Source organism: Brevundimonas sp. (assembly GCF_035561115.1).
Lineage (GTDB): Bacteria > Pseudomonadota > Alphaproteobacteria > Caulobacterales > Caulobacteraceae > Brevundimonas.
In genome coordinates, this window is record NZ_DATMYH010000036.1 from 1 (window position 1) to 26,622 (window position 26,622).

A 26,622-nucleotide genomic window follows, 5' to 3' on the forward strand; every position below is an offset into this window, starting at 1 on the left:
AGCAGGGGGCCACATCACGGTTCCGGGCATAGCCGCCCGCGCTCCGCCACCTCCCCACCTTTCCGGCGGCGACGCCGGCAAGACGATGACGCACGCCTGCCCTCTCCCTCCCCTTTGGGGGAGGGTGGTCGCGAAGCGACCGGGTGGGGACGGCCGCACAGCCCCATCCGCCCGCATCCGCCCCATCGCGCCGCTCCCACCCTGTCGTCGCTGACGCGCCGACATCCCTCCCTCAAGCGGGAGGGAGAAGCTCTGTCTTCTCCGCCGGGACCAGACCCGGTACAGGAGCCCGCATGACCGACGCCGACCCTTCGCTGGATCAACGCAAGGCCGAGACCCGCGCCTGGTTCGAAACCCTGCGCGACCGAATCCACGCCGGCTTCGAGGCGCTGGAGGACGCGGCCCCCGCCGACCTCTTTCCCGGCGAGCCCGGCCGCTTCGTCCGCACCCCCTGGGCCAGAAAAACGGAAGACGGGCCCGAGGGCGGCGGCGGGGTCATGGGCATGATGCACGGCCGGCTGTTCGAAAAGGTCGGCGTCCACGTCTCGACCGTCCATGGGACCTTCCCGGCCGACTACGCCAGGACCGTGCCCGGCGCGGCCGGGGATCCCCGCTTCTTCGCCACCGGCGTCAGCCTGATCGCCCACCCGGTCAGCCCGCGCGTCCCGGCGGTGCATATGAACACCCGCTTCATCGCCACGACGCAGAGCTGGTTCGGAGGCGGGGCCGACCTGACGCCCGTGCTGGACGTCGACCGCCGCCCGGACGCCCCGGATACGCTCGCCTTCCACGCCGCCATGAAGGCCGCCTGCGACGCCCACGATCCGGCCGGGGACGGTTCCTGGCACGCGCGTTTCAAACAGTGGTGCGACGAGTATTTCTGGCTGCCCCACCGCAACGAACCACGCGGCACGGGCGGGATCTTCTACGATCATCACGACAGCGGCGACTGGGGCCGCGACTTCGCCTTCACCCGTGACGTGGGCGAGGCCTTCCTCGACGTCTATTCCCGGATCGTGCGAACGAGGATGACCGAACCCTGGACGGGCGGGGAACGCGAGGAGCAACTGGTCCGGCGCGGCCGGTATGTCGAGTTCAACCTGCTCTATGACCGGGGCACGATGTTCGGGCTCAGGACCGGCGGCAATGTCGACTCCATCCTCAGTTCGATGCCGCCCGTGGTGAAGTGGCCCTGACGGTCAGGCCGCCCTGCGCCGCCCCTCGCCGTCCAGCGCCGCCGAGATGGCGTCGAACAGGCTGACCAGGGTGACGGGCTTGGTCAGATGGCCGTCGGCTCCCGCGGCCTGGCCCGAGGCGACGTGTTCGGCCATGGCGTTGGCGGTCAGCATCACGATCGGCGTCCGCTTCAGCTTGCGCGCGGCCTCCATGGCGCGGATTTCACGCGTCGCGGTCAGCCCGTCCATGACCGGCATCTGCATGTCCATCAGCACCAGGTCGAACCCGCCGCCCGCGAAAGCCTCGACCGCCTGCCGCCCGTCTTCGACCGCCACCAGTTCCATCGCCGTGGCCGCCAGCATGATCTCCACCACCTTGCGGTTGGCCGGATGATCGTCGGCCAGCAGGATGCGCAGGGGCGCCGTGGCGATGTCCGCCGCCGCCGACGGCTCCGCCTCGCTCGCGGCCTGGCCGGCGCGCGGCATCGGAATATCGAACCAGAAGGCCGACCCTTCGCCCGGCGCGCTGTCGCAATCCAGCGCGCCGCCGCCCATCAGCTCGACCAGGGCGTTCGAGATGGTCAGGCCCAGGCCGGTGCCGCCGTACCGTCGCGTGATCGAGCCGTCGGCCTGCTGGAAACGGCGGAAGATGCGCCCCTTCTGGTCGGGCTGGAACCCGACGCCCGTGTCCGTGACCCGGAACTGGGCCCGGTCGCCCTCCATCGCCGTCACCGAAAGCCGTACCGATCCCGTCGGGGTGAATTTCAGCGCATTGCTGACCAGGTTCGTCAGCACCTGCCTCAGCCGCACCGCGTCGCCCTCGACCAGGCCCGCCAGCGCAGGATCGAACTCGACCTCCAGGGCGACGCCCTGGTCCTCCGCCCTGACCCGCCACAGGGCGGCGACATCGTTGACCGACTGCTCCAGATCGAACGCCGCCGGCTCGAACGTCAGCTGCCCCGACTCGATCTTGGCGCTGTCGAGGATGTCGGACAGCAGCCGTTCGAGCGTCGCGCCGGACGAGCGGATCAGTTCGACCATCTCGTGCTCCTGCGGCTGCAGGTCGCGGCGCGCCAGGGTGTCCGCCATCGACACCACGCCGTTCAGCGGCGTGCGGATCTCGTGGCTCATATTGGCGAGGAATTCGCTCTTGGCCAGGTTCGCCCCTTCCGCACGGCGCTGGGCCTGACGCAGCCGTTCGGCCTGCCGGGACTGCCACGCCAGGGTGGCGGCGGCGAACAGCAGGAAGATCACGCCGATGCCGATGACCGCGCGTTGCAGGCTGGTGTTGGAGCGCGCCGTCTCCAGCTGCCGCCGGCGCTCGGCCAGCTGCTGCTGCATATCGCCCGTGACCTGGTGGATGCCGGCGCTGTAGCTGCGCGCCGCGGCGGTCTCGCTCGCGATCATGTGCGCCCTGAGAAGGCGGAAGGCTTCCTCGGGGCGGCCTTCGGCGAACAGCACCTCGGCCTCGGCGTGGTCGACCTCGGACTGGACTCCGGTGTCGAGTTCGAGGCGGCGCAGCGTGTTCACATCACGGCGAGCTCCCGCGATCTGTCCGGTGCGGGCCCGGGCGATCGCGCGCAGCGGCAGGGTCTCGGCGGCGAGGAACGCCGCATCGCCGAGGCTCTCTCCGTACGACTCCAGGCAGGCCAGGACCGCGCGAGGCTCGTCCCGGGCGTGGGCGACCGTGGCGCACAGGCTGGCGTCATAGACCGACAGGGTCGTCAGTCCCGCCCGCCGGGCCAGCCGGTGATGGGCCGCGAAATACCGGGCCGCCCGATCGCCGTCGCCCACCTTCACCGCCATCATGGTCAGGTTGTAGAGGCTGTCGAAATCGGGCCGTGGATAGGCGGGATTGGAATAGTCGATCTCGAACTTCCGGAAAGCCGCCGCGGCGCCCGTGACGTCGTTCAACTCCTTCAGCCCCATGCCCGTCACCTCCCAGATTCCGGCGTGGGCGGTGGCGGCGAAGGCGTCGTTTTCCGGGATATCCGCCTGGGCCCGCGCCAGCAGTTCCAGCCCCTTGCCGACCTCGCCTTCGTCGATCAGGGCGAGGGCCTCCAGACGGGCGGCGTGGGCCCGGACAAACCAGTCGCGGCTTTCGCGGGATATCGCCTGTATTTCGCCGACGACGCCGGTTTCTCCCTTGTCGTAACGGATCGCCAGGGCGTTCAGCCGGGCGATATCGACATATCTGTCGTCGTCCCGTCGGCGCGCCGTTTCGGCCAGCCGGTCGTTCCACAGGGTCGCCTTCTCGAAGTCGCCCTGGTTCAGGATGGTCCAGGTGACGTGGTAGAGCCGGTTCAGACCCTCCCGGTCCGGCCGGCGCATCGCCGCCGCGCCAAATCGGTCGAGAGCGGCGAAATCGGTGGATCCTGCGCGCGCCTCGACGAAGCGCGCCAGCCGCAGGGCGTCGTCCGGCGCGTCCCGGGCTGCGGGAACGGCCGGTTGTGCCATGACAGCCGACGCGCCGGCGAGAACGACAGCGGCGGCCAGAAAGGCGACGACGACACGAATAAGCGACATTGGAGGTCCGACGGTGTCACGCTTCGTCGCACAACATGTGTTGAGCAAGGTTTAGCGAACGACGATTCTCGCGGAATTCGCGCCGTCCGGACGATTCCCCCGCGCCGGCTGGTCGCAGAACGGCTTGGGAGACTCGCCGCGCCCGATCCGCTAGACGCCCGCCATGGCCGACAAAGAACCCGTAGTCCTGATCAACGTCTATCGCTGCGACCCCTCGAAGATGGATCTGCTGATGGATCTGCTGACCGTCATGGTCCGGGCCCAGCGCGAAGCGGACGGGTTCCTGTCCGCCACGCTCCACCGGGGCCTGACCGGCAAGGTCGCAGCCGTGCACGCCGTATGGCGAACGCGCGAGGACTGGAAGGCCATGACCCGCCTGCCGGCGGTCAATGTCGCCATGGAGCCGATCATGGCCATCGCGACGTTCGAACCCCACCTGTACGAGGCGGGCGAAGTCTTCGACTAACCGGCCTGGGTGAACCAGACATCGGCCCTGGCCCCGGCCTCGCCCAGGGTTTCCACGACCCAGCCGCAGATCTCGCGCGCCGCAGCCTCGGCCCCGGCGGGGGGGTTCAGGATCACCACCGCGCAACCGTTCATCCGCATCGGGTCGGTCAGCGGACGCAGCCGGGCCTCGGCCACCAGCACGCGCTGGGCGCCCGCCTGCTCCAGACGGCGCAGGAAGCCGTCGAAGGTTTCCAGATCTTTCAGCGGCGTCCATATCGCCACCGTAGCGCGTGCGTCTGCGCGGACGATGGCGGCGCCGGTCCCGGCCGCGCGTACATAGTCGTCGGGCTTTTCGAACGGCGGGTCGATGAGGACCAGCGGTCCCGTCGCTTCGGCCGCCCAGGCGCGCGCCTGGTCATAGCCGTCCCCGCCCTCGGCCGCCGCCTCGGGAAAGGGCTCCAGCGCCTCGATCAACAGATCCAGCACCGGCGGGTTCAGTTCGAACCCGACATAGCGGTCGTCGTCCCTCAGCAGTTGGGCGACCAGCAGGGGCGAACCTGGATAGATGGCCGCTCCGCCCTGCGGGTTCAGCCGCGCCACGGCCGCGGCCAGCGCCTCGATCAGGGGCGGACGCCCCTCGGCCGCCATCAGCCGGGCGACGCCGGCCTCGGCCTCCTTCGAGCGGGCCGCGTCGCCGGTCAGGTCATAGAGGCCCGCGCCGGCGTGGGTGTCGATGACGGTCAGGGGGCCGTCGGCCTGTCCCCGTTCGAGCAGCCACAACAGCAGGGCGTGCTTGACCAGGTCGGCGAAATTTCCGGCGTGAAAGCTGTGGCGGTAATTCATGGGGGCTTCCGTCGTCCGCCCCGCCGCCGGGGTCAAGGGCTGACGGGAACCGTCCACGCCCGCCCGTCGTTCGGCGACGCGACCCGGAGTACGAAGTGATCGATCATCCCGTCCTGTCCGACCACCAACGCACCCCGCCCAGGGCCGTGGCCGAGGCCGCCTGCAAGGGTCTGGAACTGCGCGAGCAACATGGCCGGGGCGGGACCGAGGTCGGCGTGCGTCGCGCCGAACAGCTGATGGAACGACGGCTGGTCAGCGACCGGGACATCAAGTCGATGTACAGCTATTTCGCCCGCCACGCGGTGGACAAGCGCGCTCGCCGCTGGGGCGACGCCGACAAGCCGTCGACCGGCTACATCGCCTGGATGCTGTGGGGCGGCGACGACGCCCGCGACTGGATCGAAGGCCTGCGCCGGGCCCTGCGCGAGGTCGGGGTGTGACCGCCGCCGATCCCGCCGCCGGCATTCCGCGCGGCCTGACATACTGCAGCGACGAACAGCCGGGCATCCGACGCACCGCCTCGGGCACGAGGTTCAGCTACCACGACCCCGGGGGCGAGCTGATCCGTGACGAGTCGACCCTGGCGCGTCTCCGGGCCCTGGCCATTCCACCGGCGTGGACCGACGTCTGGATCTGCCCGCGCGCCTCGGGTCACATCCAGGCCACCGGGCGCGATGTGAAGGGCCGCAAACAGTATCGCTATCACGGAGGCTGGAGCAGCCACGCTTCCGAAACCAAGTTCGAACGCCTGCCGGCCTTCGCCCGGGCCCTGCCGAAACTGCGCAAGCGCGTCGAGGCGGACCTGGGCCGACGCGGGGCATCCCGGGACAAGGTGCTCGCCACCGCCGTGCGCCTGCTGGAGATCACCCTCATCCGGGTCGGCAACGCCCAGTATGCGAAGCAGAACCGCTCCTATGGCCTCACCACCCTGAACAAGCGCCACCTCGACGTCGACGGAACCGCGCTGACTTTCGCCTTCCGGGGCAAGAGCGGGGTCGAGCACGAGGTGAAGGTTCGGGACCGCCGCCTCGCGACGGTCATCCGCTCCCTGCGCGAGCTGCCGGGCCAGCAGCTGTTCAAATACCGCGACGCGGACGGTCAGCTGTGCGTTCTCACCTCGGACGACGTGAACGCCTATATCCGCGAGGCCATGGGCGAGCAGTTTTCGGCCAAGGACTTCCGCACCTGGGCCGGCACGGTCTCAGCCGCCCGGGCGCTGCGCGAGATGGACCCGCCCGCCTCTCCGATCGAAGCCAGACGCCGGATCACGGTCTGCGTGAAGACGGTCGCCGGCCTGCTGGGCAACACCCCCACGGTGTGCCGGTCGTCCTACGTGCATCCGAAAGTGTTCGAGCTCTTCGAAACCGGCGAGATGGCGGCCGTCCTGCCCGGGCCGGATACGGCGGGGTTCGAAAAGGCCCTGATCAAGACACTGACCTGACAGTGTTGTAACTAGGATTCGGGGAAAACGGCGGTTTATGAAGCCGCCCTTTATCGGAGGGATCCAGCCAATGTCAGTTTCGAATAATTTTCTGCGCCTCGGCGTCCTGTCGGCTCTGGTCGGCATGACGCTGGGCGTCTGGATGGGCGCGAACGAGAATTTCGTTCTCAGACCCGTCCACGCCCATATCAATCTGATCGGCTTCGCGTCGATGATGCTGTTCGGGCTGTTCTACCGGTCGTTCCCGGACGCCGAGCGCGGGTGGCTGCCGAAGGCTCATTTCGTCCTGTCGGTGTTCGGCTTCCTGATCCTGATGCCGTCGCTGGCCCTGATGCTGCTTGGCAGGCCCTTCTTCCTGCCTGGCATGATCGCCTCGGAGGTGATGCTGGTGATTTCGATGCTTCTGTTCGTCATCATCGTCTTCATGGCGACGCTGAAGAAGGGCGGGACGGCCGCCGCCTGAGGGCTCAGGCCGTCATCCAGTAGCCTCGGCTGCGGGCGCTCACAGGGGCCCGCGTCGCCTCGACCCGCGACAGGATGATTGTCTTGAAGGCGTCGGCCTCGTCGTCGCCGACCAGCAGCCGCAGCGACCGGATGATCCGTGTGATCCGAAGGTGATTGTGGTCGTTCGGCATCAGCCAGTCGTGGGTGGCGCGATAGAAGGCGTCCATCCGGTCCGTCGCGGCGGCGAGGGCGATCTGGGCCATTCCCGACTCCTGGATGGCCACGACCTCGGCGTCCGACAGCACGGGCGCGTCCGGCACGGCGCGGGACGGCTCGCGCAAGGGGAACAGCCACTGGATGAAATCGTGGTTTCGCTCCAGCGCGGCGTTATCCATAGCGAGGACGTCGAACAAGGTCCGGCCGCGTGCGTCCGGACCTTCGCCTTCCAGAAAGGCCGTTATGGCGCCGGGCGCGGACATGGGTTCGGCCTCAGGCCGCCTTGTCCCAGTTCAGCACGACCTTGCCGGACTGGCCCGAACGCATGGCTTCGAAGCCCTCCTCGAAACGCTCGTAACTCATCCGGTGGGTGATCAGCGGGGTCAGGTCGAGGCCGGCCTTCAGCAGCCCCAGCATCTTGCGCCAGGTCGTGAACATCTCGCGCCCGTAGACGCCCTTGATGGTCAGCGCCTTGAGGATGATGGCGCCCCAGTCGGTCTCCATCGGCTTTGACGGAATGCCCAGCATGGCCATGCCGCCGCCCATGATCAGGGTGTCGACGCACTGTTTGAAGGCGATGGGCGACCCTGACATCTCCAGCGCCACGTCGAAGCCGACCTTGAGGCCGAGTTCATGCATGACGTCATGCAGGTCTTCCCGCGTCGTGTTCACGGTGCGGACGCCCGGCGCGACCTTCTGCGCCAGCTCAAGCCGGAAGTCGTTGATGTCGGTCAGGACCACGGTCCGGGCGCCGGCGTGGCGGGCGACGGCGGCGGCCATCATGCCGATCGGACCCGCGCCGGTGACCAGCACATCCTCGCCCAGCAGGTCGAACTGCTGGGCCGTGTGCACGGCGTTGCCGAACGGATCGAGGATCGAGCCGATCTCATAGGGGACGTCGTCCGGCAGTTCGATCACGTTGAAGGCCGGAGCCACGACGTACTCGGCGAAGGCGCCCTGGCGGTTGACGCCGATGCCCCGCGTGTCGGGATCGAGATGGAAATGGCCAGCCCGGGCGGCCTCGGAGTTCAGGTCGATGACGTGGCCCTCGGCCGAGACGCGCTGGCCGACCCTCAGGCGGCGGTCGACATCCTTGCCGATGGCGACAATCTCGCCCGAGAATTCATGGCCGGTGATCATGGGCACGGGCACGTTCTTCCGGGACCACTCGTCCCAGTTCCAGATATGGATGTCGGTGCCGCAGACGGCGGTGCGATGCACCTTGATCAACACGTCCTCCGGTCCGGCCACGGGGATGGGGGCATCGATCAGCTCGAGGCCGATCTCGGGCCGGGTCTTGGCCAGGGCCTTCATCGTGTCCGCCATCAGATGACTCCCAATTCGCGTCCGGCCGTCGTGAACGCCGCGACCGTTTGATCAATCTGTTCGAAGGTGTGCGCCGCCGACATCTGGGTGCGGATGCGCGCCTGTCCCCGGGGCACGACCGGAAAGCTGAAGCCGATGACATAGACGCCGAGCTCAAGCGCGCGGGCGGCGAAGTCCTGGGCCAGTTTCGCGTCGCCCAGCATGACCGGAATGATCGGATGCTCGCCCGGAAGCAGGCTGAAGCCCGCCTCGGTCATGGCCGCGCGATAGCGGACCGCGTTGGCGAACAGCTGTTTGCGCAGGGCGTCGCCCTCGGCCCCGCCGGCGATGCGGATGGCCTCGAGGCTGGAGCCGCACACGGCTGGCGCCAGGGCGTTGGAGAACAGATAGGGCCGGGCCCGCTGCTTCAGCAGGGCCACGACCTCGGAGGTGGCGCAGATGAAGCCGCCCATGGCCCCGCCCAGCGCCTTGCCGAAGGTGCCGGTGAGGAAGTCGATCTCGACCGCATGATGGGCAAAGGAGCCGCGCCCCTGCGGGCCGAGGAAGCCCGTGGCGTGGCAGTCGTCGACCATGATCAGGGCGTCGTATCTGTCAGCCAGCGCCCGGATGTCCTTCAGCTTGGCGATATAACCGTCCATCGAGAAGGCGCCGTCGGTGGCGATGACGATCTCGCGCGCGCCGTCGGCCCGGGCCTGTTTCAGCTGGGTCTCGAGGTCGTCCATGTCGGAATTGGCGAACCGATACCGTTTCGCCTTGCACAGCCGCACGCCGTCGATGATCGAGGCGTGGTTCAGGCTGTCGGAGACGATGGCGTCCTCGGCCCCGAACAACGGCTCGAAGATTCCCCCGTTGGCGTCGAACGCCGCGGCGAACAGGATCGTGTCCTCGAAGCCGAGATAGTCGGCGACGGCGCGTTCCAGCTCCTTGTGGATCTCCAGGGTGCCGCAGATGAAGCGGACGGAGGCCGTGCCCGCGCCCCACTTTTCCTGCGCCCGGATGCCGGCCTGGGTCACCCGCTCGTCTCCGGCGAGGCCGAGATAGTTGTTGGCGCAGAAATTCAGAACGTCGCGCCCGCCGACCTTGATCACCGGGCCCTGACGGGAGGCGATGATCCGCTCGGGCTTGGTCAGCCCCTGGGCGTCGATGTCGGCGAGTTCCGCGCGCACGCGGTCATGGAAGGTCGCTGTCATGGGCGCTCCGCTACGCCGTTTTGCCTGCCGTTTGAACCCCCGCCGAACGCGCGGCTCACCCTCCGGGCGTCGGGGCCGGTTCGGCGACGGCCCGGAACGGACTGATCTGAATCCGGCCTCCGCAGGTGGTAAAGGTCTGGGCCAGGGTCGTTGGCGAGGTGTCGCCGGGCGCGACGGCGCGGATGCGAGCCGCCGTGGGACAGACCGTCTCGCCCTGCGCCTCGTTCGGGATCACGGTCCAGGCCACATCGAAGAAGGCCTTGGCCTGCGGCTGGATCGTGACCGGCGTGGGCGACTGCCCCGCCCGCAGATAGCTGCCGGGATTCTGTTCCGAGCGGACGGTCGTCAGGGCGCGGCCGCGCGCGTCCTGCAACGTCACGGTCGGATAGCCGGTCAGGCTGCAGACCTGGGCGCCGACATTCTGCACGCCGACGATCGTGACCCGATGGCCCATGCCCGCGTCACCGCCGTCCGCCGACAGCTTCAACTGCGGCCCCTTGCAGGGAACCGCCGAGGGGGGCAACGGCCCGCCGGGCAGGGTGTCGGGCGCGGCGACCGGGCCCGGCGCGACCGGGCCCGAAGAGGGCCGGCTGCAGCGCTCCAGCACGGCGACGCCGACGTCCTGATTGGGGCCGAGGCGGCTGAGGGTCGCGCTCTCCTGCCCTGCCGCGGTCGCGGTCTGCCATTCCATGCCCGAGCCGGTGAAGCGCGCGCCCGAGGCGGCCTGAACGGTACGGAGCACGTAGGTCTGGCCCTTCCAGGTCAGCTGGGCCGTGGCGGTGTCGGGATAGGCGACGCTGACAGACTGGCCGCTTTCACAGGCGTAGCTGATCGGAGCCCCCACGGGCCCGGCGGGCGCGGGAATCGGCTCCACCGGAGCCGTCGGCGGCGCCTCGGCCTCCGGGCTGCAGCCGGCGGCGGCGATCAAGGCCAGGGTCGAGACGATCGTGCAGGCGGTGCGAAGACGGCGCATGGAAACTCCACGGATGGGTCTGACGGTTAACGCCAGCCAACGGCAAAGGCTCCGCTTGCGCAAGACCGCTGGAAGCGGCCCTCAGACCGTCAGCAGCCGGGGCAGTTTGAAGGCGACGGTTTCGCGTTCTCCGGCGTCCTCGACGACCTCTGCGTTGAACCGGGCGCGCACCGCGTCGATCAGGTCCTCAATCAGCCGCTCGGGAGCCGAGGCCCCGGCGGTGATGCCCAGGGTGGAGACGCCTTCCAGCCATGACCAGTCGACCTGGGCGGCGTCATCGACCAGACGCGCGTCCCGGGCCCCGGCCCGCATGGCCACCTCGACCAGCCGCACGGAGTTGGACGAATTGGCGGACCCGACCACCAGCACCAGATCGCAGCCCGCACCCAGCCGCTTGACCGCCTCCTGGCGGTTCGTGGTGGCGTAGCAGATGTCTTCCTTGTGCGGATCGGGCAGTTCCGGGAAGCGGCGCTTCAGCACCGACAGGATCTCGCTGGTGTCGTCGACCGACAGGGTCGTCTGTGTGGCGTAAGCCAGCGGCGCGTCGCCGGGACGCTGGAAGGCCTCGGCGTCCGCCACGGTCTCGATCAGGCTGATGGCGTCCGGCGGCAGCTGGCCCATGGTGCCGACGACCTCGGGGTGGCCGGCGTGGCCGATCAGAATGATATGCCGGCCCGCAGCGTGATGGCGTTCGGCCTCGACGTGCACCTTGGAGACCAGCGGGCAGGTGGCGTCGAGATACAGCATCTCGCGCGCCCGGGCCGTCGCCGGCACCGACTTGGGCACGCCGTGAGCCGAGAAAACCACCGGACGATCGTCCGGGCAGTCGTCCAGTTCCTTGACGAAGACCGCGCCCATGGCCTTGAGCCGCTCGACGACATGGCGGTTGTGAACGATCTCGTGGCGCACATAGACGGGCGCGCCGTATTTCCCGATCGCCCGCTCGACAATCTGGATGGCCCGATCGACGCCGGCGCAGAAGCCCCGCGGCGTGGCCAGACGCACGGTCAGAGCGGGCTTGTCGGCCGGGTGGATGGGTGCGCGAACGGTCATGGCCGGAACCTAGTCGTTCAAGGACCCCGCCGCCACCGTGGTTTCCGCGCGCGCGGGTTTGCCGCGCCTCGGTTTAGCCGCTATCAGCGGCGAGCGTGCCGCCGGCGTCGGGCTGTCGCCGCATCCTCGTTTCCGGAAGACTTTCCATGCGTCGCGTCCTCAAGGTTTCCCTCGCCGTCGCCGCGATCGCGGCCGCAGCCGTTCCGACGGCCGCCAGCGCCCAGTATTCGGGCGGGCAGCAGACCCGTCCGGGGCAATCCACCCGTCCGGGGCAGGACGACCCGCAAGCGGGCGAACAGGAAAGCCAGACCCGCGCGCCCCGCATAGCGCCGCTGCGCCGCAGGGCCGCCGCCGGTCCCTGTCCCTTTGTGAAGGTGCTGTACGACGCCGCCCGCTATGTCGAACTGACCGGCGACCGGGTTTCGGCCTCGAACGTCGGCTTCACAGGCGAGATCGAGGGCCTGGTGTCAGATTGCGCCTACCAGGGGGACGATCCGATCACGGTCCAGACGCGCATCCTGTTCAACCTCGGCCGCGGACCGCAGGCCCAGGGCGACGCGCGCACCTATCGCTACTGGATCGCGGTGACCGAGCGGAACCGGGCGATCCTGGCCAAGGAATATTTCGACCTGCCGGTAAATTTCGAAGGCGCCCAGACCGCCACGGTCACCCAGGACCAGACCATCTTCATTCCCCGCGCCACCGCGACGACCAGCGGGGACCATTTCGAGATCCTGGTCGGATTCGACGTCACGCCGCAGATGGCCGAGTTCAACCGCTCGGGCAGCCGGTTCCGCGTTAACGCGGGCACCCCGGCGACCACGCCTCCTCCGGCCCAGTAAATGACCGACCTCAGAACTGTCCTGGGCGAAGCGGTCGGGGCCGCCTTCGCCGCCGAAGGCGTGGACCCGTCGCTGGGTCGCGTCACGACCTCCGACCGACCCGACCTGGCGGATTTCCAGTCCAATGGCGCCCTCGCCGCCGCCAAGGCGGTGAAGGCCAATCCACGCGAACTGGCGGCCCGGGTCGCCGACCGGCTGGCCGACGATCCGCGCCTGGCCTCGGTCGAGGTGGCGGGGCCAGGCTTCATCAATATGAAGCTGGCGGACGGCGCCCTGTCCGCCCGGACCGCCGAGGTCGCCGCCGACATCGCCCATTCCGGCGCCTCGATGGTCGCCGCGCCCCGGAAGGTCGTCATCGATTTCGCCGGGCCGAATGTCGCCAAGCCGATGCACGTGGGCCATTTGCGCTCGTCGATCATCGGCGAAAGTCTGAAGCGGCTGTTCCGCTTCCGGGGCGACACGGTCTGGGGCGACGCCCATTTCGGCGATTGGGGCTTCCAGATGGGCCTGCTCATCGTCGCCGTCGGCGATGAGGGCAAGGCGGACGCCTTCCTGGCCGAGGGCGGCGGACCGTTCCCGACCGTGAGTCCGGTGACGCTGGAGGATCTCGAACGCCTCTATCCCGCGGCCGCCGCCATGGCCAGGGAAGACACGGGCTTCCGCGACCGCGCCCGAAAGGCCACGGCGGAGTTGCAGGGCGGACGTCCGGGCTATCGCGCCCTGTGGGCCCATTTCGTCGCTGTCAGCCGTACGGCGTTGGAGCGCGAGTTCGGCGCCCTCGGCGTGACCTTCGACCTGTGGAACGGCGAAAGCGACGCCGACCCACTGATGGCCGAGATGATCGCCCATCTGGAGGCGAAGGGTCTGCTGGTCGAGGATTCCGGGGCCCGGGTGGTCCACGTCGCCCGCCCCGGCGAGACCCGCAAGAAGAAGCTGGCGGACGGCTCGGTCATAGAGGCCCCCAGTCCGCCGCCGCTGCTGGTCATCAGTTCGGAAGGCTCGGCCATGTACGGCACGACCGACCTTGCGACGATCCTCGACCGGCGCAAGGCTATCGACCCCGACCTGATCCTGTATGTCGTCGACGAGCGGCAGGCCGAGCATTTCGAACAGGTGTTCCGCGCCGCTTACCTGGCCGGCTACGCAGCCGAGGGGTCGCTGGACCACCTCGGCTTCGGAACCATGAACGGGCCGGACGGCAAGCCCTTCAAGACCCGTGCGGGCGGCGTCCTGAAGCTGCACGACCTGATCACAATGGCCGTGGAAAAGGCGCGCGACCGGCTGCATGAAGCGCGCCTGGGCGAGAATCTGGGCGAAGCCGAGTTCGAGACCATCGCTCACAAGGTGGCGGTCGCGGCCCTGAAATTCGCCGACCTGTCGAACAGCCGGACCACCAGCTACGTCTTCGACCTCGACCGCTTCATGAGCTTCGAGGGCAAGACCGGGCCGTATCTGCTGTACCAGGCGGTGCGGATCAAATCCCTGCTGCGCAAGGGCGCGGACCAGGGCGTGGCGCCGGGCCCAATCGTCATCGCCGAGCCGGCCGAGCGCGACCTGGCCCTGACGCTGGACGCCTTCTCGCAGGCGGTCGCCGAGGCCTACGACAAGAGGATGCCGCACGTGGTGGCCGAGCACGCCTATCGGCTGGCGCAGAGCTTCTCGAAATTCTACGCCGCCTGCCCGGTGCTGATCGCACCGGACGAGGCGATGAGGAGTTCGCGGCTGGCGCTGTCGAAGGCGGCGCTGGATCAGCTGGAGACCGCGCTCCGCCTTCTCGGCATCGAGACGCCAGAGCGAATGTAGGTCAGGCCTCCGACCCTCCCCGGCGCATGACGAAGCCGGCGCTGATCGTCCAGACCCCTATCGCCAGCACGACGGCCAGGGCCCCGTGAACGTCTGGCCGCCACAGGCCGGTCGCCAGCCAGACGAGAAAACCCGTCGCCACCGCGACGCCAGCGATCCCCAGCAACCGTCCGCCCGGCTGACGCATCCACGCCAGACCCAGCAGGCCCGTGCCCATGGCGGCGAGCGTATAGTGGATCGCTGCGAAGCCCTGATTGGTCCACCAGACCAGATGGCGCAGCGCCTCCAGACTGTCGGCGCTCGTCTCCTGCTCCGCAGTCGAGCGCAGCACCTCGGGCATGACCAGTCCGTTCAGGGTTCCCGCGGCCATGCCTGCGACAAGGCTGAAGAGCATGAAGCACAGACCTAGCAACGGCAACGGCCGTGACAGGTCGAGGCGGCGCGCCATTCCCACATAGCCGCTGGCCAGCACCGGGCTGATCAGCAGCGCCGTCCAGTGCACGGCGTCATTGAGGTCGACATGGCCGAGAGACGGCCCTCCGAGATGAGTCGGATGCACCGCCATCAGGCCGATGTAGGCCAGCCAGCCGAGGATCAGGGCGGTCGAGCCCGCCTTGGGGTTTCCAGACATGTGCGTTCCTCCGATGATGCGTGGCTTGTGGTTGGCACGGATCGGGTCGAAAACCACCGGGTCCCCGACGCCGTCCGGCCGATGCGGGACACGGGAGTCGGGAATGTCCGGAAAAAGCGTCCAGCCACGCCCGATCGACCAGCGCGTCGTCCGGACGCGCGGACGACTGGCCCTTGCGCTGATCTCGCTTGGTCAGACGCGGGACATCGACGACGTGAAGGTCGGCGATCTGGTCCGGACGGCCGGCGTCGGACGCTCGACATTTTACGCCCACTTCGAAGACCGTGACGATTTCCTCGGACGATCGTTCGCCGGGATGATCGGCATCTGCGACGAACTGGCCCGCCGCGAAGGCGTGACCGATATCCTGCCGGTCGGCCATCTGGTCCGGCACATCGCCGGCAACGCCGCCTTCTCGCGCCGTGTCGGCCCCTCGCGATCCATGGAAGTCATGTTCGCCGCCGGTGAGCGGAGCCTGCGTCTGATCGCCGAGACGAATCTGGCCGCCGCCCTGCCCGAGCTCGCTCCGGAGGAGCGCCGACAGGCCTCCGCCTTCCTCGCCGGGGCCTTGCTTGGACAATTGCGGCTCTGGCTGCAGAACGACTTCCGCACCAGCCCGGACACTCTTATCGTGGCCTATCGCCGACTGGCGGCTGGCGTCATCCAGGCTCTCGAAGCCGCTTCGCCGTCGCCCGTCCCGTTCGACCGGAAGCCCGTCCATGTCCCTTGACGCCTATATCGCCGGCCTGCCCAAGGCCGAACTCCACCTGCACATCGAGGGTTCGCTCGAGCCCGAGCAGATGTTCGAATTCGCCCGACGAAACCAGGTCGCGATTCCGTTCGACAGCGTCGAAGCCGTGCGCGCGGCCTACGATTTTTCGAACCTGCAGGACTTCCTCGACATCTACTACGCCGGGGCCCAGGTGCTGCGGACGGAACAGGACTTCCACGATCTGGCCCTCGCCTATTTCCAACGGGCGGCGGCGGACAATGTCCGCCATGCCGAGATATTCTTCGATCCCCAGACCCATACCGACCGCGGCCTGCCGTTCCGCGTAGCCGCAGACGGCCTGCTGGCGGGCATGAAGACGGCCGAGGCCGAACTGGGGGTCAGCTCGAAGCTGATCCTGTGTTTCCTGCGGCATCTCGACGAGGCCGCCGCCATCGAGACGCTCGACGCGGCGGAGCCATGGCTGGACCGTATCGCAGGGGTCGGACTGGATTCTTCGGAGGTCGGCCATCCGCCGTCGAAATTCCGGCATGTGTTCGAGCGCGCCGGACACATGGGCCTGAAGCGCGTCGCCCATGCCGGCGAGGAAGGCCCCCCGGCCTATGTCTGGGAGGCGCTGGATCTTCTGCACATCGACCGGATGGATCACGGCAACCGGTCGATGGAGGATCCACGCCTGATCGAGCGGCTCGCCGACGAGCGGATGACGCTGACCGTCTGCCCGCTGTCGAACCTCAAACTCTGCGTGGTCAGGGACCTGAAGGACCATCCCGTGCCCGAGATGCTGCGTCGGGGGCTGCATGTGACGCTGAACTCGGACGACCCGGCCTATTTCGGCGGCTATGTGAACGAGAACTATCGCCAGTTGGCCGACGCCGTGGGCCTCACCCGTGAGCAGATCACGCTCATGGCCCGCAACAGCTTTGAGGGCTCTTTCCTGCCTGAGGCCGACAAGGCGGCTCGGATGGCGGAGGTCGACGCCTACGCGGCGGCTGGCTGATGACGGACTGGATCGACACCGTCGCTCTGTGGACCGCCATTGCCGTAGCCCTCGTGCTGGTCGCAGCATGGCATGGCGCCCAGTTCTGGGCCGACTATCTCAAGTCGATGCGACTTCGGCCGGAAGGTCTGCCCGCGTTCTGGCGGATGGGCCGGGATTGGGACATCTCGCCGATCGGCAACTTCTATTCCGATCTTCACAGGGACTACGACAGTCGCTTCATCACAGGCTGCGTCTGGACATTCAGGACCGCCCTGCCCGCCTTGGGCCTCGTGCTCCTGATCGCTTTCGCCGCCCGGCTGGTCCACTGAGAGCCAAGGCGCGCGCCGTCCACGCTTGACTTCGCGCCGGAGTCGGGGCCTAGGTCGCGACGCTCTCGCGGGAGAGATCGGAGCCTTTTCGGAGGCTCCGGAGCCGAAGGCGCAACCGCCCCGGAAACGCTCAGGCAAACGGACCGCGAGGACATACGGACGCTGGAAAGTCGCTCCTCGGAGCGCGCCGACGGAGCAAGGCGGTCAGGATTCTGACGGGCCGGAATCTCTCAGGCTTCAGGACAGCGGGGGCGCGAGGACGGCGGAGCTTTCCGCCTCAAGACGCGACCCTGGAAGCCTGAACATGACCGACGAAACCCTCAAGACCACGCCCCTTAACGCCGCCCACCGCGCGCTCGGCGCCCGCATGGTGGGTTTCGGCGGCTATGATATGCCGGTGCAGTACGAGGGCGTGTTGGCCGAGCATCGCTGGACCCGCGAGCACGCCGGCCTGTTCGACGTCTCGCACATGGGCCAGTGCAAGATCACCGGCGAGGACGCCGTGGCCCAGTTCGAGCGTTTCGTGCCCGGCGACTATGCGGCCCTGAAGGCGGGTCGGCAGAAATACAGCCTGCTGCTGAACGCAGAGGGCGGAATCCTGGACGACCTGATGGCCGGCAAGCCCGACCATGACGGTCTCTATGTCGTGGTCAACGCCGGCAACAAGGACGCCGACTTCGCCTTCCTGGACGCCAATCTGCAGGGCGACGCCAAGCTGAGCGTCCTGTCCGACCGCGCCCTGATCGCCATCCAGGGGCCCGAAGCCGCCGAGGTCATGGCCGCCCATGAGCCGGTGCTGGCCGAGTTCGGCTTCATGGACTGCGCCCGCCTGGTGCTGTTCGGGGTCGACTGCTTCGTCTCCCGCTCGGGCTACACGGGCGAGGACGGCTATGAGATCTCCGTGCCGAACGCGGACGCCGAACGCATCTGGAACACCCTGCTGCAGGACGCCCGCGTCAAGCCGATCGGCCTGGGCGCCCGCGACAGCCTGCGCCTCGAGGCTGGCCTGCCGCTGCATGGCCACGACATCGACGCCTCGACCAGCCCGGTCGAGGGCGCGCTCACCTTCGCCCTGTCGAAGTCCCGTAAGGAGCGCGCCGATTTCAACGGAGCCGCTCGCATCCTGAAGGAGCTGGCCGACGGCCCGTCGCGCATTCGCGTCGGCCTCAGCGTCAAGGAAGGCGCCCCGGCCCGTGAAGGCGCCGAGATCGCCGACGCCAACGGAAACGTCATCGGCGTTGTCACCTCCGGCGGCCCGTCGCCGACGCTGGGCCGCAACATCGCCATGGGCTATGTCCCGCCGCAGTTCGCCGAGCTGGGGACCGACCTTAAGGTCATCGTGCGCGGCAGGGCCGCCGCGGCCGAGGTCGTCGCCATGCCCTTCGTCGCCCAACGCTACTATCGCAAACCGAAAGCCTGAGGATCGGACCGATGCATTTCACCAAGGATCACGAGTGGGTTCGCTTCGATGGCGACGTCGCCACCGTCGGAATCTCGAAGCATGCTGCTGACGCCCTCGGCGACGTTGTGTTTGTCGAGACGCCGGAAGCGGGCAAGACCGTCTCGAAGGGCGACAGCTTCGCCGTCGTCGAGAGCGTCAAGGCGGCCTCGGATGTCTACGCTCCGGTCTCGGGCGAGGTGATCGAGGGCAACGCCGCCCTCGCCTCCGCCCCGGAAACGGTCAACGCCGATCCCGAAGGCGAAGGCTGGTTCGCCAAGATCACGGTCGCGGACGCCTCGACCGACGGCCTGATGGATCGCGCCGCCTACGACCAGTACCTGACCACGCTTTAATTCACCGCTCACCCCGGCGAATGCCGGGGCCCAGATCACAGGACTCTCTGCTCGACAGGATGGCGCTTGTCATCCGGGTCCCGGCATTCGCCGGGATGAGCGGAGTGTAGGGACCCAAAGATGCGCTACCTCCCCCTCACGCCCGACGACCGCTCCGCCATGTTGGCGGCCATCGGGGCGAAATCTGTCGACGACCTGTTCGTGGATGTACCCAAGGCGGCGCGCCGCGAGGGCTTCGTCGACCTGCCGCGCGTCGCCGGCGAGCTGGAGGTCGAGCGGGCGCTGGGGGCCATGGCGGCGAAAAACGCGTCGGCCGGAACGGTCCCCTTCTTCTGCGGGGCCGGGGCCTACAAGCACCACGTCCCGGCGACGGTGGACCATGTGATCCAGCGGTCCGAGTTCCTGACCAGCTACACGCCCTACCAGCCCGAGATCGCCCAGGGCACGCTGCAGTATCTGTACGAGTTCCAGACCCAGGTCGCGAACCTGACCGGCATGCCGGTGGCCAACGCCAGCCTCTACGATGGGTCAACGGCGATGGCCGAGGGCGTGCTGATGGCCACCCGCGTGACCCGCCGCAACAAGGCGGTGATCTCGGGCGGGGTGCATCCGCACTACGTCAGGGCGACCGAGACCGTGGTCCACGCCGTTGGCGTCGAGACCCAGGTCCTGCCCGCCGCCGTGGACGCCGAAGCCGACGTGATCGCGCAGATCGGGCCGGACACCGCCTGCGTCGTCGTCCAGACCCCGAACGTGTTCGGCACCGCCACCGACGTCACGAAGATCGCCGAAGCCGCCCACGCCGCCGGGGCCCTGCTGATCGTCGTGGTCACCGAGGCCGTGTCGATGGGCCTGCTGAAGTCGCCCGGCGAGATGGGCGCCGACATCGTCGCCGCCGAGGGTCAGTCGATCGGCAACGCCCTGAACTACGGCGGCCCCTACGTCGGTCTGTTCGCCTGCCGCGAAAAGCTGGTCCGTCAGATGCCCGGCCGCCTGACCGGCGAGACCGTCGACGCCGACGGCGAGCGGGGCTTCGTCCTGACCCTGTCGACCCGCGAGCAGCACATCCGCCGCGACAAGGCGACGTCGAACATCTGCACCAACTCGGGCCTGTGCACCCTGGCCTTCACGATCCACATGAGCCTGCTGGGCGAGACGGGGCTGCGCAAGATGGCCCTGCTGAACCACGAGAAGGCGCTGGCGACCCGCGACGCCCTGGCGGCCATTCCCGGCGTCGAGGTGCTGACCCCGCGCTTCTTCAACGAGTTCGCCGTGCGTCTGCCGAAGCCTGCAGCCGAGGTGGTCGAGGCGCTGGCCGCCCATCGCATCCTCGCCGGCGTGCCCTACAGCCGCCTCGCTCCCGGCGCAGGCATGGACGACGTCCTGCTGGTCGCGGCGACGGAAATGACCATGGACGCGGACATCAGGATCCTGGCGGGTTCGCTCGCCAAGGTTCTGGCGAACTGAGGAGCGGAACGATGAGCACCATGAACACCGTCGGCCGCCCGACCACTCCGAACCGCGTCGAGAGCAAGCCCGCCACCCTGACCGGCGGGCGCGGCCTGCTGCAGAACGAGCACCTGATCTTCGAGAGTGACGGCTGGGGCAAGACCGGCGTCGATCTGCCCGAGCCGAAGACCGACGGGTCCGACCTGGGCGATCTGGTCCGGCGCGATCCGATCGGCCTGCCGGGCCTCTCCGAACCCGAGACGATGCGCCACTATGTGCGCCTGTCGCAGAAGAACCACGCCATCGACCTGGCCATCTATCCGCTGGGTTCGTGCACGATGAAGCACAACCCGCGCCTCAACGAGAAGATCGCCCGCCTGCCGGGCTTCTCGGACATCCATCCGCTGCAGCCGACGTCGACCGTGCAGGGCGCGCTGGAGCTGATGGACACCCTGGCTCACTGGCTGAAGACGCTGACCGGCATGCCCGCGGTCGCCCTGTCGCCCAAGGCGGGCGCCCATGGCGAACTGTGCGGCCTGATGGCCATCCGCGCCGCCCACGAAGCCTCGGGTCAGCATGAGAAGCGCCGCAAGGTGCTGGTCCCCACCTCGGCCCACGGCACCAATCCGGCCACCGCCGCCTTCGTCGGCTACACCGTTGTCGAGGTCGCCCAGACCGAGGACGGCCGCGTGGACGTCGCCGACCTGGCCGCCAAGCTGGGCGACGACGTCGCCGCCATCATGGTGACCAATCCCAACACCTGCGGCCTGTTCGAGCGCGACATCCTCGAGATCAGCCGCCTGACCCACGAGGCGGGCGCCTATTTCTACTGCGACGGGGCCAATTTCAACGCCATCGTCGGCCGGGTGCGGCCGGGCGACCTCGGCGTCGACGCCATGCACATCAACCTGCACAAGACCTTCTCGACGCCGCACGGCGGCGGCGGTCCGGGCGCGGGTCCGGTGGTGCTGTCGGAAGCCCTCGCTCCCTTCGCCCCGGCTCCGTGGGTCGTACACGACCAGAACGGCTATCGCCTGGTCGAGCGCGAGGAAGACGAGGCGGCCCAAGCCTTTGGTCGCCTGTGCGCCTTCCAGGGCCAGATGGGGATGTACACCCGGGCCCTCAGCTACATGATGAGCCACGGCTCGGACGGCCTGCGTCAGGTCGCCGAGGATGCGGTGCTGAACGCCAACTATATCAAGGCCCGGCTGTCGGACCTGATGAGCCCGGCCTTCCCCGAGGGGCCCTGCATGCACGAGGCCCTGTTCGACGACGAATGGCTGAAGGGCACGGACGTGACCACGCTGGACTTCGCCAAGGCGATGATCGACGAGGGCTTCCACCCGATGACCATGTATTTCCCGCTGGTCGTCCACGGCGCCATGCTGATCGAGCCGACCGAGACGGAGTCGAAGCAGGAGCTGGACCGCTTCATCGAGGCGATGCGGGCCCTGGCGACGGCGGCGAAGGCCGGCGACGTCGACCGCTTCAAGGGCGCCCCGTTCCATGCGCCGCTGAAACGTCTGGACGAGACCCGCGCCGCGCGGTCGCCGGTGCTGCGCTGGACGGCGCCCGAAGGTTCGAACATCGCGGCCGAATAGGCCGGCTCAGACGGGTTCGAACAGGAAGTTGTTGCTGTAGTCAGGGTGGCGCCAGAACCGTTCGCCGGTCTGGTTCTGATGGAGCGCGAGATCGAACTCCGACACCGGCTTCAGGGATTTTCCCTGTATGAACCGGCCGGTGTAGCCGCGCGCCTCCAGATGCCGGAAGCAGTCGAAGACCGAGCCGGTTCTCAGATGCCGCTGCTCGCATTCGAACAGCAGGACGGGCCGGTCCTGGCGGAGGATCCGGTCGGCGCCCCGGAACACGTCGAGCTCGGCGCCCTCGACATCGACCTTCAGCACGGCCAACCGCTCCGATGGGTCGAAGTAGTCGTCCAGCGCCACGACCGGGACCTTCACCGTCTGCGCTCCGGCGATCGGGACCAGACTGGCCTCGGGCGAGTTGATGGAGGGCATATACAGTTCGAGCACGCCGGAATGGTCCGACACGCCCTTCTGTTCGATGGTCACATTGCGCAGCGGCAGGGCCGCCGAGATCGCCTCCAGATACGAGGCCAGCCCCGGCTGCGGCTCGAACGCGACGACGCGCCTCGCCCATCGGGCCATCCAGTAGAGATAGCTGCCCTTGTTGGCCCCCACGTCGCAGGCCAGGTCTCCCGGCCGGGTGTGACGGCGGATCAGGGCCAGTTCGGCCGCCTGGTCGAGCAGGCGCGCCCGGTGGGCCCGCCAGAGGAAACGCGCTTTCATCGGACGACTATACAGCCCCGGTCCCCGCCCGCCATCCATGCAAGGGGCGGGGCGAGGGGATTCGCGCACGGCAATGTGATCGCCGTCCTTCCCAGCAGGCGTATGCTTCCTCTTGCGTAGTCTGAGCCACAACAAGCGTTGGGAGGCGCCACGGTCATGATGTCACGCGTACAGAAGGGTGTGGTCGCCGGTCTCGCGGCCACGATTGCGGTCTCGGTGCTTGAGGTCGCGAACATGATGCTGGGGCCCTGGGCCGCCAGCTTCCCGAGACTTCTTTCAGTCATGCTGCAGATGCCCGACACGATCGCCATAGGCTGGGCGGCCCACTTCTTCATCGGGACCCTGGTTCTGGGACCCGCCTTCGGAGTCCTGTGCCCCCGTCTGCCGACGGACACGCCGGAATCCAAAGGCATCGTCTTCGCCATCGGGGCCTTCATCCTGATGGGGCTGACCATCGCGCCGCTGGTGGGAATGGTCGGAGGCCGGCCTGTGGGCCTGTTCTTCATGGGCGCCGGGTTCGGCACCTTCGCCTGGATGATCGCCACCCATGCGGTCTACGGGATCGTTCTCGGCAACGTCTACGGACGGCTCGTCCAGCGGGACAAGCGAGTCGGCTCGATGCCGGGCGCCGCACCGGCGCACTGACACGACAACGCCCCGCCGGGAGCCGGCGGGGCGTTTTCTTCCGGGTCGTGACCGCCCCTAGTTCAGGCGCGAGCCGATCTGGGCGATGGCCGCGTCGAGCAGCGGGTCGGACTTCTGGCCGGCCAGACGGGCGGCGAGGATCTGTTCGGCGGCGCGGGCGGCGAGGTCGGCGGCGGCGGCCTTCACCTCGGCGGTGGCCTGGGCCTCGGCCTGGGCGATGCGGCGCTCGGCCAGTTCCTGGCGGCGCTTCAGGGTCTCTTCCAGCTTGACCCTGGCCTCGGTCTCCATGACGCGGGCGTCGGCCTCGGCGGCTTTCAGCATATCGGCGGCCTGGGCCTCGGCCTCGGCCTTTTCGGCGCGGATCTGGGCCAGCAGGGCCTCGGCCTCGGCGCGCAGACGGGCGGCCTCGTCGAGCTCGGACTGGATTTTGGCGGCCTTGGCGTCGAGAACGCCCGCGACCAGCTTCGGCACGCCGGCGACGGCGACGATCACGAAGAAGGCGATCAGGCCGATGGCGACCCAGAGTTCCGGGTTCGCCAGGTCGTAGAGGTGCGGATTGAAGAATTCCATCAGGCGGCGCCCTTCACGGCGGCAGCGGCTTCGGCGGCGGTGGGCGCCTTGCCGGTGAGACGTTCGACGATGGCCGCGGCCGTATCGGACGCGATGGTCGAGACATTGGTCATGGCGGCGTCGCGGGTCTTGCCGATAGCGGTCTCGGCTTCGGCGATGCGGGCGTTGACCACGGCTTCCTCGGCGGCGGCGCGGGTGGCGGCCTCCTCGGTCACGCGGGCCTTGGCCGCGGCGGCCGTGGCGCGCGACGAGGCGCGGGCGGCCTCGACCTCATGCTTGGCCTCGGCGGCCTGGCCGGCGGCCTCGGCCTGCACCTGACGGGCGGTTTCCACCGCCGTCGAGATGGTCGAGGCGCGCTCGTCGAACACGCGGCGCATGCGCGGCGCGAAGATTCTGGCGATCAGGAAATACAGGATCGCGAACAGGAAGATCAGATAGACGATCTGCCCGAACCAGTGCTGGAACTCGAATTGGGGCAGGCCGCCAGACTCGTGTTCGCCGCCGTGAGCGGCTTCGGTCGTGGCGTGCGTGTCCGCGACCGCGACCGGAGGGGTCGCATCTTCGGGCATGACGGGTTGGGCTTGAACGGTCATCAGTCGCCTGGAGGTGAGTCTGGAAGGTCGTCAGCCGGCGGCGCGGACCGGGTCCGCGCCGCCGAAGCCGGTTACGAGATCCAGATCAGGATGCCCATGACGAAGGCCAGGATGCCGAGGGCTTCGGCCAGGGCCGCGCCCACGAACAGGTTGCCGATTTGCGAGCCGGCGGCCGACGGGTTGCGCAGGGCGCCCGCCAGGAACTGGCCGAAGATGTTGCCGACGCCGATGCCGGCGCCGATCATGCCGCACATCGCGATGCCGGCGCCAATGAGTTTAGCGGCTTGGGGATCCATGGTCTTAGTCCTGTAGGTCTGGGTTTGGTTGGGTTGGAACGAACTGGTCGCGGCTCAGTGGCCGTCGCCCAGGTTGACCACATCGTTGAGGTAGATGCAGGTCAGAACAGCGAAAACGAAGGCCTGAAGGAAGGCCACGAGGAACTCGAGCGCGGTCAGGCCGATGGTCATGCCCAGGGCGAGCGGGAAGATCAGCACGCCGAACCAGCCGGCGGCGCCGATGACCGCCGTGGCCACGAAGCCGGCGAAGACCTTCAGGGCGATGTGGCCGCCCATCATGTTGCCGAACAGACGAAGCGTCAGGGTGAGCGGGCGCAGCAGGAACGAGAAGAACTCGATCAGGCCCACGATCGGCCGCATGACCAGCGGCGCGCCGGTCGGCCAGAACAGTTTGAGGAAGTTCGCGCCGTTCTTCACCAGGCCGACGATCACCACCAGGCCGAAGGTGATCAGGCCGAAGGTGGCCGTCACGGCGAGCTGGGAGGTGGCGGTGAAGCTGAGGAACATGCCCAGCAGGTTCATTCCGAGGATGAAGGTGAAGATGGTGAAGACGAACGGGAAATACTTCTTGCCGTCGTGACCGATGATGGACTCGGTCAGGCCGTCGATCATGCCGAACAGGGTTTCGCCCACGGCCTGGGTCCGACCCGGAACGACCTTGGCGTTCGAGGTGACCAGCGTCAGGAAGCCCACCACCAGCAGGAAGCCGATGGTCATGGCCAGGTGCGAATTGGTGAAGGCCAGATGCACCGTGCCGACGATCGGCAGCGTCACTTCGCCGAAGTCGAGACCCGGCAGCGGCGTAACCTGAAACTGATGTAGCGGATCGGCCATCTGGCGATCAGGCTCCCTGGTCTTCGTCGTCATCGAAGGGAACCGACTTCGGCTCCCCGTGCTTGTTGGCCTCGGCCATCAGACGTTGCGCCGTGCGCCACGCCATCCAGACCGAGATGGCGAAGCCCAGAAGGACCCCGCCGATAATCCCCACCGGCGAGGTGCCGGCGAAATGGTCGACCCCGAAGCCGATCGCGAGGCCCACAAAGACGCCGCCGAACAGGTCGGCGATGATCTTCCAGGCCTGTCCCGCCGCCGCCTGACCCGCGGCCTCGTGAGAGAGCGGCGGAGCGGTGCGCGCCTCCAGATCAGATGCGCTCCTGTTGAGACGAGCGATCGCCTCTTCGCGCGATTCTGGTGGCAGGGACATGGCGGCCTCAGCACTCCGTCACGGATGACGGAGGGGGTCTGAATTCGGCGCGGAACCTATAGGCGAGACCCCCGCAGGTCAAGGCGGCGCAGACGTGCTGTAGCATGTTGATTTTCTGCATGTTTGTTTCATCAATTCGGGGGCGTGGCGAAGGGTCGCTGGGGATGGGCCGGAATCCGGGCAGGAGTCTTCGCTCTCCCGTTCTCCCTCCCGCTTGAGGGAGGGATGTCGGCGCGTCAGCGGCGACAGGGTGGGAGCGGCGCGATGGGGCGGATGCGGGCGGATGGGGCTGTGCGGCCGTCCCCACCCGGTCGCTTCGCGACCACCCTCCCCCAACGGGGAGGGAGAAGGCAGGCGTGCGTCATCGCCGCTTCCGGAGAAGCGGTTGGGGAGGTCGCGGAGCGCGGGCGGCTATGCCCGGAACCGTGATGTGGCCCCCTGCTTTCGCGTTACGGGGACCGGAATGTGTTTTCGGCTTCGCCGCCTTCGCTCCGCGTGATCGCGGCTTCCGAGCGCTTCGGGGCGGGCATCGCATGGCCAACCGGGTTGCCGGTTTTCGGCCCCCGGTCTCTCGCCATTTAGGCCCTTTCGAAACTAAGCCCGGACGGGCGGGGGCTGCCAGGCCCCCGGGCTCCTCCGTTTCAAACCGGAGGACAGTCCCTTCGCGCGCCGGAAGGGGGAGCAACCCGTCCCCCAGCGCGGTCCGGTTCCGCCACCGGCCGCCCGAGGGCGACCTGCGGCGTCCCGCAACGATCACACCCCGCCGCACGCGATGGCCCTGGCGCCAGACGCCCTCCCCCGCGACGGGATG

Annotated in this window: 29 protein-coding genes and 2 riboswitches; of the genes, 15 read left to right on the forward strand and 14 right to left on the reverse strand. The window is 68.3% G+C overall.

Features of this window, described 5'->3' with window-relative positions; translation table 11 throughout:
• Nucleotides 1-293 precede the first annotated feature (293 nt).
• Nucleotides 294-1,196 (forward strand): oxygen-dependent coproporphyrinogen oxidase, encoded by a 903-nt coding sequence (gene hemF, locus VN378_RS04685; protein ID WP_325741448.1) that lies wholly within the window; start codon nt 294-296, stop codon nt 1,194-1,196.
• A gap of 3 nt (nt 1,197-1,199) precedes the next feature.
• On the opposite strand, the gene VN378_RS04690 is transcribed toward hemF, so the two are convergent.
• Nucleotides 1,200-3,701 (reverse strand): ATP-binding protein, encoded by a 2,502-nt coding sequence (locus tag VN378_RS04690; protein WP_325741450.1) that lies wholly within the window; start codon nt 3,699-3,701, stop codon nt 1,200-1,202.
• Nucleotides 3,702-3,864: 163 nt separating this feature from the next.
• Between VN378_RS04690 and VN378_RS04695 the strand changes: the two genes are divergently transcribed.
• The gene (locus VN378_RS04695; protein ID WP_325741452.1) at nt 3,865-4,167 is read left to right on the forward strand and encodes an antibiotic biosynthesis monooxygenase family protein; all 303 of its coding nucleotides are present in this window, start codon (nt 3,865-3,867) and stop codon (nt 4,165-4,167) included.
• On the opposite strand, the gene rlmJ is transcribed toward VN378_RS04695, so the two are convergent.
• Nucleotides 4,164-4,991: a 23S rRNA (adenine(2030)-N(6))-methyltransferase RlmJ gene (gene rlmJ / locus VN378_RS04700; RefSeq protein WP_325741454.1), complete on the reverse strand. Its 828-nt coding sequence runs from the start codon at nt 4,989-4,991 to the stop codon at nt 4,164-4,166. The two genes, VN378_RS04695 and rlmJ, sit on opposite strands and share 4 nt — an antisense overlap.
• Before the next feature lie 95 nt (nt 4,992-5,086).
• On the opposite strand from rlmJ, the gene VN378_RS04705 reads away from it, so the two are divergent.
• The 3 genes from VN378_RS04705 to VN378_RS04715 all read left to right on the forward strand — a co-directional run bounded on the left by VN378_RS04705 (nt 5,087) and on the right by VN378_RS04715 (nt 6,895).
• Nucleotides 5,087-5,431: a hypothetical protein gene (locus VN378_RS04705; protein ID WP_325741456.1), complete on the forward strand. Its 345-nt coding sequence runs from the start codon at nt 5,087-5,089 to the stop codon at nt 5,429-5,431.
• The gene (locus VN378_RS04710) at nt 5,428-6,432 is read left to right on the forward strand and encodes a DNA topoisomerase IB (RefSeq protein ID WP_325741458.1); all 1,005 of its coding nucleotides are present in this window, start codon (nt 5,428-5,430) and stop codon (nt 6,430-6,432) included. The genes VN378_RS04705 and VN378_RS04710 overlap by 4 nt, the downstream gene beginning before the upstream one ends.
• A gap of 70 nt (nt 6,433-6,502) precedes the next feature.
• Nucleotides 6,503-6,895, forward strand: a complete 393-nt coding sequence (locus tag VN378_RS04715; RefSeq protein WP_325741460.1) for a hypothetical protein — start codon at nt 6,503-6,505, stop codon at nt 6,893-6,895.
• A 4-nt stretch (nt 6,896-6,899) separates the two neighbouring features.
• Here the strand turns inward: VN378_RS04715 and VN378_RS04720 are convergent, their stop codons facing one another.
• The 5 genes from VN378_RS04720 to ispH all read right to left on the reverse strand — a co-directional run bounded on the left by VN378_RS04720 (nt 6,900) and on the right by ispH (nt 11,634).
• Complete coding sequence (locus tag VN378_RS04720) at nt 6,900-7,355, reverse strand: opioid growth factor receptor-related protein (RefSeq protein ID WP_325741462.1); 456 nt, start codon at nt 7,353-7,355, stop codon at nt 6,900-6,902.
• Between the two features lie 10 nt (nt 7,356-7,365).
• Complete coding sequence (gene tdh / locus VN378_RS04725) at nt 7,366-8,406, reverse strand: L-threonine 3-dehydrogenase (protein ID WP_349255507.1); 1,041 nt, start codon at nt 8,404-8,406, stop codon at nt 7,366-7,368.
• Nucleotides 8,407-8,417: 11 nt separating this feature from the next.
• On the reverse strand, nt 8,418-9,608 hold the full coding sequence (locus tag VN378_RS04730) for a glycine C-acetyltransferase (RefSeq protein ID WP_325741466.1): 1,191 nt from the start codon (nt 9,606-9,608) through the stop codon (nt 8,418-8,420).
• A gap of 55 nt (nt 9,609-9,663) precedes the next feature.
• Complete coding sequence (locus VN378_RS04735) at nt 9,664-10,581, reverse strand: DUF4232 domain-containing protein (RefSeq protein ID WP_325741468.1); 918 nt, start codon at nt 10,579-10,581, stop codon at nt 9,664-9,666.
• A gap of 81 nt (nt 10,582-10,662) precedes the next feature.
• Complete coding sequence (gene ispH, locus VN378_RS04740) at nt 10,663-11,634, reverse strand: 4-hydroxy-3-methylbut-2-enyl diphosphate reductase (protein ID WP_325741470.1); 972 nt, start codon at nt 11,632-11,634, stop codon at nt 10,663-10,665.
• Between the two features lie 146 nt (nt 11,635-11,780).
• Here ispH and VN378_RS04745 point away from each other — a divergent pair, with 146 nt between their 5' ends.
• Nucleotides 11,781-12,476: a Tat pathway signal sequence domain protein gene (locus VN378_RS04745; RefSeq protein ID WP_325741471.1), complete on the forward strand. Its 696-nt coding sequence runs from the start codon at nt 11,781-11,783 to the stop codon at nt 12,474-12,476.
• Nucleotides 12,477-14,279 carry an arginine--tRNA ligase gene (gene argS / locus VN378_RS04750; RefSeq protein ID WP_325741473.1) on the forward strand — a complete coding sequence of 601 codons (1,803 nt, stop codon included), beginning with the start codon at nt 12,477-12,479 and terminating at the stop codon, nt 14,277-14,279. It begins immediately after the preceding gene.
• Between the two features lies 1 nt (nt 14,280).
• Here argS and VN378_RS04755 read toward each other — a convergent pair whose 3' ends face one another.
• Entirely contained in the window at nt 14,281-14,910 is a 630-nt protein-coding gene (locus VN378_RS04755; protein ID WP_325741475.1) for a hypothetical protein, read from the reverse strand.
• Nucleotides 14,911-15,013: 103 nt separating this feature from the next.
• Between VN378_RS04755 and VN378_RS04760 the strand changes: the two genes are divergently transcribed.
• The 7 genes from VN378_RS04760 (at nt 15,014) to gcvPB (ending at nt 21,795) form a co-directional block, all read left to right on the forward strand.
• The gene (locus VN378_RS04760) at nt 15,014-15,640 is read left to right on the forward strand and encodes a TetR/AcrR family transcriptional regulator (RefSeq protein ID WP_325741477.1); all 627 of its coding nucleotides are present in this window, start codon (nt 15,014-15,016) and stop codon (nt 15,638-15,640) included.
• Nucleotides 15,630-16,640, forward strand: coding sequence for an adenosine deaminase (locus VN378_RS04765; protein ID WP_325741479.1), 1,011 nt, complete (start codon nt 15,630-15,632; stop codon nt 16,638-16,640). Before VN378_RS04760 ends, VN378_RS04765 begins: the two co-directional genes overlap by 11 nt.
• Nucleotides 16,640-16,951 carry a hypothetical protein gene (locus VN378_RS04770; RefSeq protein WP_325741481.1) on the forward strand — a complete coding sequence of 104 codons (312 nt, stop codon included), beginning with the start codon at nt 16,640-16,642 and terminating at the stop codon, nt 16,949-16,951. The genes VN378_RS04765 and VN378_RS04770 overlap by 1 nt, the downstream gene beginning before the upstream one ends.
• A gap of 58 nt (nt 16,952-17,009) precedes the next feature.
• A riboswitch (glycine riboswitch) is annotated at nt 17,010-17,107 on the forward strand.
• A gap of 4 nt (nt 17,108-17,111) precedes the next feature.
• A riboswitch (glycine riboswitch) is annotated at nt 17,112-17,199 on the forward strand.
• Nucleotides 17,200-17,255: 56 nt separating this feature from the next.
• The gene (gcvT, locus tag VN378_RS04775) at nt 17,256-18,371 is read left to right on the forward strand and encodes a glycine cleavage system aminomethyltransferase GcvT (RefSeq protein ID WP_325741483.1); all 1,116 of its coding nucleotides are present in this window, start codon (nt 17,256-17,258) and stop codon (nt 18,369-18,371) included.
• Between the two features lie 11 nt (nt 18,372-18,382).
• Nucleotides 18,383-18,745, forward strand: a complete 363-nt coding sequence (gene gcvH / locus VN378_RS04780) for a glycine cleavage system protein GcvH (protein ID WP_325741485.1) — start codon at nt 18,383-18,385, stop codon at nt 18,743-18,745.
• A gap of 120 nt (nt 18,746-18,865) precedes the next feature.
• Nucleotides 18,866-20,212, forward strand: coding sequence for an aminomethyl-transferring glycine dehydrogenase subunit GcvPA (gcvPA, locus tag VN378_RS04785; protein ID WP_325741487.1), 1,347 nt, complete (start codon nt 18,866-18,868; stop codon nt 20,210-20,212).
• A gap of 11 nt (nt 20,213-20,223) precedes the next feature.
• Nucleotides 20,224-21,795 (forward strand): aminomethyl-transferring glycine dehydrogenase subunit GcvPB, encoded by a 1,572-nt coding sequence (gene gcvPB, locus VN378_RS04790; RefSeq protein ID WP_325741489.1) that lies wholly within the window; start codon nt 20,224-20,226, stop codon nt 21,793-21,795.
• 6 nt (nt 21,796-21,801) lie between these two features.
• Here gcvPB and VN378_RS04795 read toward each other — a convergent pair whose 3' ends face one another.
• On the reverse strand, nt 21,802-22,503 hold the full coding sequence (locus VN378_RS04795; protein ID WP_325741491.1) for an FkbM family methyltransferase: 702 nt from the start codon (nt 22,501-22,503) through the stop codon (nt 21,802-21,804).
• A 156-nt stretch (nt 22,504-22,659) separates the two neighbouring features.
• On the opposite strand from VN378_RS04795, the gene VN378_RS04800 reads away from it, so the two are divergent.
• Nucleotides 22,660-23,148 carry a DUF6789 family protein gene (locus tag VN378_RS04800; RefSeq protein ID WP_325741493.1) on the forward strand — a complete coding sequence of 163 codons (489 nt, stop codon included), beginning with the start codon at nt 22,660-22,662 and terminating at the stop codon, nt 23,146-23,148.
• Between the two features lie 57 nt (nt 23,149-23,205).
• Here the strand turns inward: VN378_RS04800 and VN378_RS04805 are convergent, their stop codons facing one another.
• From VN378_RS04805 to VN378_RS04825, 5 genes are all read right to left on the reverse strand, one after another.
• Nucleotides 23,206-23,718, reverse strand: a complete 513-nt coding sequence (locus VN378_RS04805; protein ID WP_325741495.1) for a F0F1 ATP synthase subunit B — start codon at nt 23,716-23,718, stop codon at nt 23,206-23,208.
• A complete protein-coding gene (locus tag VN378_RS04810) occupies nt 23,718-24,311 on the reverse strand; it encodes a hypothetical protein (protein ID WP_325741497.1) in 594 nt (197 codons plus the stop codon). The genes VN378_RS04805 and VN378_RS04810 overlap by 1 nt, the downstream gene beginning before the upstream one ends.
• Before the next feature lie 71 nt (nt 24,312-24,382).
• Nucleotides 24,383-24,607 (reverse strand): F0F1 ATP synthase subunit C, encoded by a 225-nt coding sequence (locus tag VN378_RS04815; protein WP_056619394.1) that lies wholly within the window; start codon nt 24,605-24,607, stop codon nt 24,383-24,385.
• A 54-nt stretch (nt 24,608-24,661) separates the two neighbouring features.
• Nucleotides 24,662-25,441 carry a F0F1 ATP synthase subunit A gene (locus VN378_RS04820; RefSeq protein WP_325741502.1) on the reverse strand — a complete coding sequence of 260 codons (780 nt, stop codon included), beginning with the start codon at nt 25,439-25,441 and terminating at the stop codon, nt 24,662-24,664.
• 7 nt (nt 25,442-25,448) lie between these two features.
• Nucleotides 25,449-25,811 (reverse strand): AtpZ/AtpI family protein, encoded by a 363-nt coding sequence (locus VN378_RS04825; RefSeq protein ID WP_056619399.1) that lies wholly within the window; start codon nt 25,809-25,811, stop codon nt 25,449-25,451.
• Nucleotides 25,812-26,622: the final 811 nt, after the last annotated feature.